This window comes from Polaribacter cellanae, assembly GCF_017569185.1.
Classification (GTDB): Bacteria; Bacteroidota; Bacteroidia; order Flavobacteriales; family Flavobacteriaceae; genus Polaribacter; species Polaribacter cellanae.
Genome location: NZ_CP071869.1, coordinates 609909 through 623276 on the forward strand (window position 1 = coordinate 609909; position 13368 = coordinate 623276).

Sequence of the window (13368 nt, forward strand, 5' to 3'; positions counted from 1 at the left end):
ATGATAACAATGTTCACATTTGTAAGATTTAGAACTCCAGTAAAGTTTATATAATAACTTTCTTCGTATTCTTTTTCTTGATTCAGATTTACAAGAAGGACAAACAATTATTTTATGCATCTTTAAAATTTGAAAAAAACGCTAGGTTTCACTGGAGTTTTTGGAGAATAATAGTAACAAAGCTTCAATTCTTAATTAATTTTATTCTTTAAAAATCATCTCCTAAATCATCTCCTGGTCCAGCACCACTCATAGCTTGCGCTGCTTTTGGGTTTAAAATTAAATAAGTAGCTAAAGAGGTTAAGGCTGCATATTTACCATACTTACCTATCTTTTTAAGAGCTTCTTTTCTGGTAATGTTTTTTACTTCTTGCTTCATCTTCTTACTTTACTATTATTTTTTTTATTTTTACCCTTCTGTCTGTTTGCAATCTTACCAAATACACTGCTTGCTTTAATTTATTTGGTAACTGTACTTCTACGTTGTCATTTCCAACGGAAGTAAGAAACTTGGTAAACACTTCTTTTCCTAACACATCAAAGAGTTGTATAGTTGCTTTTTCTGATGAAAGATTGGCAATTTTTAGAATTCTATTTTCTGATAACCATATTTTTGTCTGTTCAATTGCAGTCGAGAACTCATCAGAATTTAAAACTTTACTTGTTGTATGCAAATAAAAACGCCCTACTCCACTTTGTGCTGCAGACAATGTAATTTCATAATTTCCATTGTTACTTAGTTTGGTAAACGTATTTTCTTGCTTGTCTTCTAAATATATATTAATTCCTTTAGGAGTGTTTTGAGCATCTACTGTAAAAGAAATTGTTGTATTGGCAGCTGCATTTACTCCAATAGGAATTATTTGGTCTTTAAAATTATTGGGTGGTAAACACTGTAAAGCAAAGGCTTTGTTGTTGTTATCTTCTAATAAATGGGTATAAACACTAAAACTATTATTTTCTCCAGTAAAAACTTCTGCATCATAACCAACATCTAAACCTTTGGTAGTGTTTTCTAAATATTTAATTTCTGTTGATTTTGTAAGGTTTCTCGACTGCGATTGAAATGACGCCTTAAGACTCATTTCAAAAATTAAATTTGAATTTCTTGAACTTTTTGCAAATACATTTCCTGTATTGTGAGTTTGTAGGTTTTTATTGAAAGTAAACGTTCCTCCACCATCTTTAGCATTGACAAAAAAGGCTTGTCCTGGTGCTATATATTGCAAGTTGGTACTGGCGTGATTATATGGTTTGTATGAACTTGTTGTGGTATCCCAAATGTAAATGGCTAAATTATTGGTATTTAATTGTGCTGCATTTTGCAACAATACATTGGCACTTGCATCTGCTAAATTGTTAAACTTTAAAAAACTTGGGTATGGGTTGGCTATTAAATTCCAATTGTTTTTAGAGCCATCTGTAAGTGTAACAGTTTTGTTGTTGTTTTCTATAGTTCCTGTAAAGCTGTAGGTACCTGCAGTAGCACGTTTCATGCTATACCCTTTGCCATTTACAAAATTTCCAGTAGCAGCAATGTTGGCTACCAAGGCATACTCCCAGTTTTTAGTAGGTATATTATTGTTATAGGGTGCAATGGCATATTTGGTATTGTCTCCGTTTTGGATGACTTGGTGGTTTTCTACCACATCTTGTATGTTTTGCCCAATGACAGGCGCACCTACAGTATGCCAATTGTCTGTAACATATCTGTTATAGGTGATGTTTCCTGTAGCGTTTCCTTTTACTTGTAAAGAACCACTAGAAGTAGCATTTGAATGAATTGTAACAGTTCCGTTATTGGTTAAATTATTACCAATAGTTAAACCTTTGCCTGTGTTTATTACCAAACTACTGTTAGTGGCTAAAGTTAAATCTTTGGCTTGCCCATCTATATCTAAAATAGGTTGGTTGGCTGTATTGTAAATATAGGTTTCTGTAAGTGTTGTTGGCAATCCTCCATTCCAATTGTTAGTATTATCCCAAGAAGAGTCTATATGACCTGTCCAACCAGTAAAAGGGTTTTGATACTCATAAGGGCCTATATCTACATTTGTGTTTTTTATACGTGTATTACCATCTAAATCTGTGGTGCTGCTAGTGTAGCTGTTTGAACCCGCATTTATTAACGGGCTGCCCGCTTGTAGCCTAAAATTACCTCCTTTTTTATAATTAGAAGAATAATATAAATCATTAAAATCATACACAAACATGGGGTAAAAACCACTAATTGTGGCATCTATATTATGGGTACCTGTGGGGTTTTGCCCTTTTATAAGGCTGTGGTGGGCGGTTAGTGTGGTATATTCTAGTTCACTAGGAAAAATATCATCAGAATTAATTTTTGAATTATCCCATAGAATGCTGTTTTGTAATATTATTTGATTACCATAAATCCCTCCTCCTAGAAGATTACTAGTGTCAAAACCTTGATAAGAAACAAAATTGTATGAAACTAAACTATTTATTAAAGTGATATCACCCCTTATCGAATAAATACCCCCACCATCACAAACACCCCAATCATCACTATTAGAAATAGCAGCATTATTTGAAACAGAACTATTTGTTACAGTGATATTTCCAAGACTAGTATAAACTCCTCCTCCTTCCGTAGAATATGACGAAGAATATGCCAAATTGTATGAAACAATACAATTTTTTATGGTAATATTTCCATCATCCGTATAAATACCAGCGCCTTTAGCTTTTATTTTACCCGAACAAATATTACGTTGTACAATAACATCATCTAGGTTTAAATCTGTTATTGTATAAATTCCAGCTCCTTTTGATCCATTATAGTCATCAGTGTAAACTTTTCCTTGTTGCACAGTTAATCCTTGCAATTTAGTTACTGCATTAATATGTAATACTCTATGAGCATCATCACCATCTAAAATAGTGGGGTTGTTGGCAATATCTTGTGTGCCACCGCCAGAGGGATAGCCCCCTGTTAGGGTTAGGGGTTTGTTAATCCTTATTTCTGCGCCTTCTTTATAGGTGCCTTCGGCAATAAAAACTTGGCCATCTGCAGCTACTCTATTTATAGCGTCTTGTATGTTGGTAAATGCATTTGCCCAACTGTTTCCGCAATTTGTTCCTGTAGCTGAAGCATCTACATACACCATTGCCAAGTCATTAAAGGTAATGGTTTGGGTGTTGCTAACCATAGTACCCACAACACTTTTGCCTGCAACCCAGTTTGCAGCATCCATATTTTTAAGTGTGCCATGGTTTGTACTACCACTAACACTATTAGTAAGCGTAGTACCCGAACCTTCATTAAAATTAAAGTAACTGATTAAATGGGGTTCTGTTCCGCTATAAGCTTGGGTTTGTGTTTGTATGACTTCTGTTTCGGAGAGTCTTTTATCCCAAACCGTTAGCTGGTCTATTTGGCCGTTTACATATTCTTGATGCGGCTCGTACTGCCTTGCAATTCGAAATGGCACTTGTGCTGGATTGCTATAAGGCATACCTGTTTGTGATGCTACAAATGCACCATCTAGGTACAAGTACACATCAAAATTTGAGGTACCAGCTTGCTTTGTTTTTACCAATGCCAAATGGTGCCAATTGGTATCGGCTGGAAATGTAACTCCTGTGTGTTGCCAATCGTTTCCAGCACGTATTTCTCCACTACCTGAAATCCCTAAAAATGTAGCAGCAGCTCCTGTACCTTGCGCAAAAAAATGTTCGTTATCGGTAAAACTGCTTGTGTTTCTTTTTACCCAAAAGGTAACACTAAAATCGCCAGAGGCTGGAATTATGGGGTCCGTAGTTTCTACATAATCATCTACGCCATCAAAATGTAAGGCATTGTCGGTATTGCTTTCTGCATAAACGTGGTAGGTGGTTGCTGTAGTTATAACGCCTGTAGAAAACTGAAGTGCACCACCTGTACCTGCTATGGGTCCATCTACAATGGTGTTATCTGCATTATTTCTTAAAAAATAGTTGAAATTGGTTTCTGAACTTTGTAAGGTTAGCGTATTGTCTTGCGGACAGGTTAAAGTGGTTGCCCCTGTTAACGTTTGCATAACAGGTGTGTTTTGTGATTTTACACTTATGCAAAACAAAAATAAAATTGATAAACATATATATTTTTTCATAAAACATCCTTTAGTTGTGAACTAAAAATAATAATAATTACAAAATTACAGAACGTTTACTAAAATAAAGAAAAATAAAGGGTAGTTGATGGGTAGTTTTTATAGGTAAAACTACGTGTTTTATAAAGAAATGGCTATATTTTGTGCTTCTCGCCTACTTTTTATGTTTAGCTTGTCGTAAATATTTTTTACATGGTATTTAACTGTATTTACAGAGATAAAAAGCGCTTCAGCAATTTCTTTATTGGTTTTATTATCAACCAAAAGTTGTAAAACCTCTTCTTCTCTATAACTTAAATTGGCATTTTTTATAATATCTTCTGTATGAGTGTTTTTTTTGCAATTCTTTAGAGAGTTCTCTAATTTCATTTCTCATTAACCTGTTTTCTTCTTGTAAAATTTTCATCCTGTAAATTACTGCGAATGATAAGATAATCATTTCTATAAAACCGCCTAATTTTAATTGTGAAGCAGCTATTTTAGGCAATCCAAATAGTTTTGTAATGTAAAAAAAGATTCCTAAAATTAAAATAAAAAAATATGCTAACACAAATATTTTGGTAAATATTTTTTTTTTAATAAGACTTAATCCAATAGCCCACAAGTAAATAAATGTAATAAACACCAAAGTTTCCATAATGGTATACAAAAGAAAATTTTTAGTAATTATATATAAAATACCAAATACAAATACTCCTAAAATAAAAAAACTACTCACCCACTTAATTTTTGGATAATGGATTTGAATTTGCAGATAACTGTACGCAAATAATACTGAAAACAGAGTTACTAAAGAATGATCTACAACTTGTAAAATATGAATTAAATCATTTGACAAGCTGTAAAAATGTAAAATGCCATCGCTAATTAATAATCCAAAACTAATGGTACATAAAAATAATGCATAATGTAAAAACGTAGTTTCTTTAAAATTGATAAAATAAAACAGGTTTATTAACACCACTATAAAGGCTAAACCATAGTAAAACCCTATGAATAAAAAATTTCGTTTTTCTTTATTTTGAAAAATCGCCCACAAGACCAGATTTAGTATTAAAAGATATCATAAAGATTACACACTCAGAGTCAGGGCAAACGCTTTTAAACTTTAAGTACTAATTCTCTATAGTCCTTATTCATTAAGGCTTTTTTCATTTTTCTAGCCTTGCTAGATTTTATGCTTTTTTCATTTGTAAGCATCCCTAATGCTATTTTTTTCATCATATTCATATTTTCAGCTGCATTTCCAATATAATTGTGTTGTCCATCTTCTTTCATAATTACATCTAAAGACCAATGCAAATTATTTTCTATCGTCCAATGACTGCGTATGGAATTGTTTATTAATTGAGCATTTTGATCTAAAGAGCTAATATAAAATCTTGTTTCACAACTATATAGCCCCGTTCTCTTTATTGTTCTTTCGGGTGCTATTTTTATGATACACTGCAGTCCTTTCCAATTCTCTTTGGTATCTAAAAAATCAAGTTTCTTGATAACTTCACAAGTCCTTTTTTCTATTCTACCGTGACCTAAATCTTCTTCTACATTTGATGTTTCGGGCTTTTGAATACGAAAAACCTTCTCTACCTGCTCCTTCAACTCTGCTTGATTTTCTTTTACCATTAAAATATAATCTGCCTCTTGTTCCTTTATTTTTTTTGCAATTTCTTTCTGACACCCCATTGCATCAATGGTAACAATGCAACCTTTTATAGCGATTAAATCTAATAATTCTGGTATTGCTGTAATCTCATTAGTTTTGTCTCCAACTTTTACTTGACCTAAACTCAATCCATTTTTTGAACAAAATGCGGAGACAATATGTAGTTTAGAATCTCCAAAATTAGATGCCATTCCTCTTATTGTTTTACCATCTATAGCAACTACATTATTATCTGATTTTATTGCTATTGAATTAACCCATTTCATAAAACAAGTATTAAACTCTTTGGTATTGAGCCTATTAAACAGCCTATTGAGTACATCGTGCGAAGGAATTCCATTTTGATAGGGATAAAATTTTTGTAACCAAGTTAAATTATTTTCACCAAAATAAGTGATGTCTTCCCATTCTTCAAACCAACCAGAAATAATAGATGAAATAGTGAGAAATAAAATTTCATCTAAAGGGTATTTAAAATTACCTTTCGTAGTTCTTCTAGGTTCTTCCAAAGTTTTAAAATGCTCTGTGAATAATGATTGTGAGGATGTTTCTGAGCCGCTTATCGTCATTTTTTTTAATGGAAAACCGTAAACCATATGCTATGCTAATGTACTAACTTTAATGCTAATTACAAAATATTTAAAAGCGTTTGCCCTGACTCAGAGTTGTTGCCCAATTACAAATTAACCTTTTTTGATAACTTACAGTAATACTATTTAATTTTTACAATTTTATTTACCACAGGAAACCAAGTATATTTATGATAACAATGTTCACATTTATAAGATTTGGAACCAGAAATTATTTTATAAATAAACTTTCTTGGTATTCTTATTCTTTTTTTTGACCCACAAAAAGGACATTCTTTCATTTTTTGATAATTTTAAAAAATAAAAAACTCTAGCTTTTATACTCGAATTTTTCTTGGGGAAAAAATTTTATATTTATTGTTTATATTATAAAACTTTATTCTTTCTTTTTCTAAACTCAATTTTTAAACAAGTATCGTTAATTAATTTAATTTAGAAATAAAATATATTTTTTTACCTAAAACATAAACTAACAACATTACAAATGTATTTAATACAATTGGTAAACAACAAATAAAAACGGGTAGTAAATGGGTAGTTTTTATAGGTAAAACTACGTGTTTTTTTTATTCTAAGTAAATTTTTTTAGTTTTTATACCCTTGTTCGTTTTTACTTTTACTAAATAAATACCTTCTGATAAACTTTTTGGTAATAGGAAAGAGAGACCTCTTGAATGGGATTGTAATGACAATTGAGCTTCGTTGTTATTTCGAGCGGAGTCGAGAAATCTCACAAGTACTTGTTTTCCTAAAACGTTATACATTTTCAATGTTGATTTTCCTTCTGGTAAATTAGCAACCTGTAACGTTCTTTTATCTGACAACCAAACCTTTACCTGTTCTAGCGCAGTTGAAAAATCATCAGTACTTAAAACTTGACTTGTTGTATGCAAGTAAAAACGTCCTACTTCATTTTTGGTTTTAAAAAGTGTAACTTTATATACAGCATTTGTATCACTTAAATTCGTAAAGGTGTTTTCTTGTTTGTCTTCTAAATAAATGTTGATGCCTTTTGGGATATTTACTGCATCTAAAGAAAATATTATTGTTTTATTAGCATCTGCATGTATGCCAATTGGAATTACCATGTTTTCGTACGCTGAATTTGGTAAACATTGCAAAGCAAACGATTTGTTAGCTCCATTTTCTAATAATTGCGAAAATACATTAAAACTACTTTCTTCAGCAGAAAAAATACCTGCATCGTACCCAACATCTAAACCTTTGGTTGCGTTTTTTAAATATTTAATTTGGGTAGATTTTGTTTGAGATTCATCGGAAATTTTTAGTTCAATTTCAAAAATATTGTTTGTTTTTGCTCTTTTAGAAAAAGTATTTCCTAAATTATGAGTCAACATATTTTTAGTTATTGTAAAAGTACCCCCACCCACTTTTGTATCCACAAAGAAACCTTGTGCAGGTGCAATGTATTGTATATCTGTGTTAGACTCGTTGTAAGGTTTGTAGCTGGTTGTAGTTGCATCCCAAAGATAAACAGCTACTTTATCTACATTTAAAACTGATTTATTTACAGTTAACAAATTGTTAGTTGCATCTACTAAATTATTCAATTTTATAAAACTTGGGTATGGGTTTCCTATAGCATTCCAATTATTTTTAGAACCATCTACCAAATTAATTGTTTTTGCATTATTTTCTAAAGTGCCTGTAAAAGAAAATGTTCCGGCAGTAGAACGTTTCATAGAATAGCCTTTTCCATTGGTGAAATTTCCTGCAGATGCAATATCTGCAACTAAAACATATGCCCAATTATTGGTGGGAACATTATTATTATAAGGCGCAATTGCATATTTTGTACCATCTCCGTTTTTAATTATTTGGTTTGTAGCTGCATTCGTTACTGCAAAATCATTCATATTTTGCCCAATTACTGGAGAAGCAACTAGATGCCATTCGTTAGCAACATATCTGTTATAAGTAATATTTCCTGTTGATGTTCCTTTTACTAGTAAACTTCCACTGGAAGTGGCATTTGAGTTTATGGTAATAGTTCCGTTATTGGTAAGGTCGTTGGCTACCATTAAACTTTTGCCAGCATTAATGTTTAAGTTTGCATTGGTAGCCAATGTAAGTGTTTTGGTTTGTCCATTCGTAATTAAAATAGGTTGATTTCCTGTTTTGTATATATAAGTTTCAGTAGTATTATTAGGGATGCCTCCATTCCAATTGTTAGTATTATCCCAAGAAGAGTCTATATGACCTGTCCAACCTGTAAAAGGGTTTTGATACTCATACGATCCAATATCTACATTTGTGTTTTTTATACGTGTATTACCATCTAAATCTTCTATAGTAGTATTATAAGTATTGTTTCCTGCATTTATTAATGGGCTACCTGTTTGCAATCTAAAATCTCCATTAGCTTCATCTACAAATAATGGGTTGAAACCTGCAATTGTGGCATTTATATTATTAATGTTGTTTACATCGTTTGGATATTGGGCTTTAATTAAGCTATTATTAGCAACTAAAGTACCTGTTTCTGAATAAAATTCACTTGGTGAATAACTTGAACCACTATTTGAACTGGCTTCATTTCCCCATAAAACACTATTATTTAACTGTATTGTATTGTTACCATAAACTCCACCAAAAAGAGTTGCAGATGTACTTTTGGCTTTATTAAAAGCCACTATACTATTGGTAAGCGAAATATGACCATTAAATGTATAAATTCCAAAACCTATACAAAGAACATTATTTCCTGTGGCTGTTAATACATTATTCTGTACAACACTATTCGTAATATTAATTGCACTGTCTCCAAAAATACCAGCACCATAAACTTTACTAAAATTCCCTGTTGTAGAAACTTGGTTTTCTTGTATTATAGAATTAATAACGTTAAGGTTTCCTGATGCATAAACTCCACCACCATAAGCTGTTAAAAAATTTCTGGTGTCTAAAATAATATTATCTTTTACAAGACAATTATTTAATGTAATGTTATTTCCTAGTACTCCACCTCCATTTCCTGCATTCACATAACCATTTTGTATAACAAGTCCATTTAAAATAATAGCATTACTATTTGTAGCGTTGATAACTCTATACGTTGCATTACCATCTAAAATGGTTTTATTAGTATCTATATTTTGTGTACCTCCACCAACTGGAAAACCTCCAATTAAAGAAATGGAATTACCAATACTAATTTCTGAACCTTCTTTATATGTGCCTTTTGCAATGTATATTTTACCTGTATTGCAAGTAGCATTTACTGCAGTTTGTATACTTGTAAAAGCATTGCTCCAACTACTTCCATCATTTGTACCAGTGGCAGTTTTGTCTACGTATGTAATTACTTCATTTTTAGTAATTGTAACTACATTACTAACTGCTCGTAAAAGTCCGCCAACATTTCCTGTTGTCCAACTTGCTCCATTAATTGTTCCATTATAAGCGTTTGTGGTAACATCTGTTAATTGAGTTCCTGTATTTTCAAAAAATGGATAATAAGCAACCAATCCTGTTTCATCTCCAAGAAACAAATTATTTTTTCCCTTATGTAAAAAATCGCTTATTTCTGATGTAGTTGATGGGGCTCTATTGTAAATACGTAATGTTGCAATATCTCCTTTAAAATATTCTACTAACCCAGATGTTCTATGTCTATATGCTCCAATTGTAGCATTAGTAGCTTTTGTTGCAGATGGGTTTACAATAGTTCCATTTGCAATAGTACTTGCAACTTCTGCTCCATTTACATATAACTTTAAACTATTTGTAGCATTATTATAAAATGCCATAATGTGTGTCCATTTGTCTATAATATTTGCTGGTACAAGTTGATTGGTAACTTCTATAAAACCATTATTTGTTGTTTCTATTCCAAAACGTAACTTAACATTACTATTGCTTGCATCAGAATTATCAAAAATTAGCATAATTCTTCCTTGAACACTACCATCTGCATCGTTTTCTTTTCGATAGATATCTGACCAATTCTGATTTAAAATTTGATTGCTGGGTTTTACCCACGTGTCTATTGTAATTCCGTCTGAAAAAGTGAACGAATTATCATTTGGAATTTCTACGTAATCGTCAGTTCCATCAAAATTCAATGCATAACTTTTCGGAATTCCTGCAAATACTTGGTAATTCATAGATTTAGAAACAACACCAGTTTGAAAATTAAGGGCACTATTTGTGCCTTCTTGGGTGTTTCCAATAAATTTTTTAGTAGTATTATTTCTTAAAATATATTTGTAATCTGTTTCCGAATTTTGCAATGTTACTGTATTGTCTTGTGGACAATTTATTGCTGAAGCTCCAGATAAAGTTTGTGTTTGTACTGTTCCGTTTTTTGTAGTTACTGTAAATGTACTTTGTTGGCTATTACTACTGGCATCTGTTGCAGTAACCGTAATTACAGTATCTGTTAATGTGTTTATAACAGTTCCTGCAACTGGGCTTTGGGTTAATACAGGCGAAACATCACAATTATCTGCAACTGTAAAAAGGTGGGTATAATCTGGAACCACAAAATTGTTAGAAGCATTAAAATAACCTACTTGATTTGGTATAGTTGATAAAGTTGGCGCTTTATTATCTGTACCTGTACAACCTGTAACTTCTAATGTGATGTCTTTTGCGTTATATGCAACATTCCACGTATTTGTTGTGGGTAAATTTAAAGTACCAAACTTACCTGTGCTTCCATTGTGTGTAATTATTTTAAATTTTTCACCAACATTAGGTTTGTAATTTAATGATACATATAATTGATTATTGTTTAAATTTATAGTGTTACCAACTACTAATTTATCAAAATTATCTGCACTAATTATATGGAAATAGCTTTTGGTATTATTTTGAAAAGACAAATTTTTATTGAAAGTAGCTGTACCAATTGCATCTACACCCATTTCTAATTTCATATTCCTTTTTATGGTAAAATCATTTAAAAAAACACCCGCATTTTTAATGGTACCAGTTCCCGTAAAAGAAGAAAGATTGTTTGGTATGTTAACGCCACTATAGATATTCCAAGTACCATCTAAAAGTAATTCTCCAGTAAATTGTTTAATTGTAGCAGAAGGGTAAAAATTTAATGTACTACTAGATCTTATACTCAATCTTCCTGTTGAGTTATTAAAAAGCTCACCTAAAACATTTAAAGATCGATTGCAATCTATTATTCCATTATTTATTAGGTGTCCTCCATTATTTAACCTAGTTTTATTAAAATTACGTATTTGACCATATTGACTAATTGTAAGTTGCCCATCTATTTGAATATTGTCAGTATTTAAATCAGCTCCTCTAACAACATTAGGAGCACAGGTATTTACACTGCAATTAACTCCTGTTATTAAAACATTATCATCTATATCAATAAAACGTGTCTTTTTAATACTCCTAGGCTTTTTATTTCCAACCCAGTTGAACAAGTCAGAATAAAGATAAACAAATAGAGGAGAAGTAGAACTAGGAGAACTAACGGACGAATGCTCTTTAAAAGTATGTGTGTATTGTGCGCACAATACATTACTAAAAAAAAGAAGTATAAAAAGAAGAAGTATTTTTTTCACTCTTGTTAATTTTTATAAAAATAGATACTTCAAAAATAATACAAAAGCACGAGAAAATATTTTACAAATGGGTAGTAAATGGGTAGTTTTTATAGGTAAAACTACGTGTTTTATAAAGAAATGGCTATATTTTGTGCTTCTCGCCTACTTTTTATGTTTAGCTTGTCGTAAATATTTTTTACATGGTATTTTACAGTATTTACAGAAATATTAAGTTGTTCTGCAATTTCTTTATTTGTTTTTCCTTCGGATATTAAGTGTAAAATTTTTTGCTCTCTTGCACTTAAATTAGCCTCCATTAAAATGGATACTGGACTTTCTGAAGTCTTTTTTAATTCTTCTGATAAACTTTTAATTTCTTTGGAATACAAAACAATTTCTTCTCGCATTTTGGTATTTTCTACCTGCAAAGTTTTCATCCTGTAAATTACCGCAAAAGACAATAAAACCATCTCGAAAAAACCACCAAATTTTAATTGATTGATTGTTATTAAAACAGGAATTCCTAATAATTTAGTTACATAAAAACTAATTCCTAACACCAAAATAAAGAAATATGCTACTACAAATACTTTGGTAAATAAGTTTTTTTTAAACAGTATTAGTGCAACTGTCCAATAATAAATTAGTGTTGTAAACACAAACAATTCCATAATAACGTAGTAAACATGGTTATCTGTTATTAAGAAAGTGCATCCGAAAAGTAGCACAAAGCCGCATAAAACCAACACGAAATGTTTAGATTTTGGGTAATAATTATCTAATTGTAAATAGCTACTTGCAAATAACATAGAGAAAACAACTACCAAAAAGTGATTAAAAACCTCAATACTATTTATTATTTTTTGAGAAACTTCATACAATAGAAATATGCCATCACTAATCAAAAAACCCAAACTAATCATCATTAAAAATAGTGCATAGTATAAAAAGGTAACTTCTTTAAAATTAATGTAGTAAAAAAGGTTGATAAGTATAATTACAAATGCAAATCCGTAATAAAAACCTATAAATAGAAAACTTCCTTTTTCCTTTTTTAAAAATACGGATGTTTTTTGAACTTCAATAGGAATAAGCGCTTCTCTTGTCGCGGTTACTTTTATATAAATTGTTGCATTGCTTTCTGTTTGAAACGTTAGAAATCGCTCCTTTTCTATAGGATTTACGGTTTTATTTCCTTGATATAATTTTGCTTTGTAAATTCTATAATTAGGGATTTGAATTGTGTTTTTTTTTGATGATAGATTAGAAATTCGAAACCAATACACACCATTATTTAATCCGTTATTAATTGGTTTTTCATATTTTTTGAAATCGGCATTTTTAATGCTTTCTAAGGTAAATGCTTCTTTCGAATCTTGAATGTATGAAATAGTTGTTTGCGAAAAGCCAGTTCCAAACCAAAGAAATGCAATAAAAAAGAGTAATTGTTTTTTCATTAA

At 31.0% G+C, this 13368-nt stretch carries 7 protein-coding genes; all 7 read right to left on the bottom strand.

Annotated features, from left to right (window positions below; genetic code table 11):
* Positions 1–208: 208 nt before the first annotated feature.
* Positions 209–379 carry a hypothetical protein gene (locus J3359_RS02760; protein WP_208079227.1) on the bottom strand — a complete coding sequence of 57 codons (171 nt, stop codon included), beginning with the start codon at positions 377–379 and terminating at the stop codon, positions 209–211.
* 4 nt (positions 380–383) lie between these two features.
* Positions 384–4043: a DUF8693 domain-containing protein gene (locus J3359_RS02765; RefSeq protein ID WP_208079228.1), complete on the bottom strand. Its 3660-nt coding sequence runs from the start codon at positions 4041–4043 to the stop codon at positions 384–386.
* A gap of 192 nt (positions 4044–4235) precedes the next feature.
* Complete coding sequence (locus J3359_RS18260; RefSeq protein WP_243765975.1) at positions 4236–4484, bottom strand: response regulator transcription factor; 249 nt, start codon at positions 4482–4484, stop codon at positions 4236–4238.
* Positions 4402–5154, bottom strand: coding sequence for a 7TM-DISM domain-containing protein (locus J3359_RS18490; RefSeq protein ID WP_367890384.1), 753 nt, complete (start codon positions 5152–5154; stop codon positions 4402–4404). The genes J3359_RS18260 and J3359_RS18490 overlap by 83 nt, the downstream gene beginning before the upstream one ends.
* A 62-nt stretch (positions 5155–5216) precedes the next feature.
* Complete coding sequence (locus J3359_RS02780) at positions 5217–6350, bottom strand: ISAs1 family transposase (RefSeq protein WP_208079231.1); 1134 nt, start codon at positions 6348–6350, stop codon at positions 5217–5219.
* A 587-nt stretch (positions 6351–6937) separates the two neighbouring features.
* Positions 6938–11926: a DUF8693 domain-containing protein gene (locus J3359_RS02785; RefSeq protein WP_208079232.1), complete on the bottom strand. Its 4989-nt coding sequence runs from the start codon at positions 11924–11926 to the stop codon at positions 6938–6940.
* 110 nt (positions 11927–12036) lie between these two features.
* The gene (locus tag J3359_RS02790) at positions 12037–13365 is read right to left on the bottom strand and encodes a LuxR C-terminal-related transcriptional regulator (RefSeq protein ID WP_208079233.1); all 1329 of its coding nucleotides are present in this window, start codon (positions 13363–13365) and stop codon (positions 12037–12039) included.
* Between the last annotated feature and the right edge of the window lie 3 nt (positions 13366–13368).

What these genes read in the sequence shown, in the direction of transcription:
- J3359_RS02765 (WP_208079228.1), bottom strand. Translation starts at nt 4,043, where the DNA reads ATGCAAACGTTAACAGGGGCAACCACTTTAACCTGTCCGCAAGACAAT.
- J3359_RS02760 (WP_208079227.1), bottom strand. Translation starts at nt 379, where the DNA reads ATGAAGCAAGAAGTAAAAAACATTACCAGAAAAGAAGCTCTTAAAAAG.
- J3359_RS18260 (WP_243765975.1), bottom strand. Translation starts at nt 4,484, where the DNA reads ATGAAATTAGAGAACTCTCTAAAGAATTGCAAAAAAAACACTCATACA.
- J3359_RS02780 (WP_208079231.1), bottom strand. Translation starts at nt 6,350, where the DNA reads ATGACGATAAGCGGCTCAGAAACATCCTCACAATCATTATTCACAGAG.
- J3359_RS02790 (WP_208079233.1), bottom strand. Translation starts at nt 13,365, where the DNA reads ATGAAAAAACAATTACTCTTTTTTATTGCATTTCTTTGGTTTGGAACT.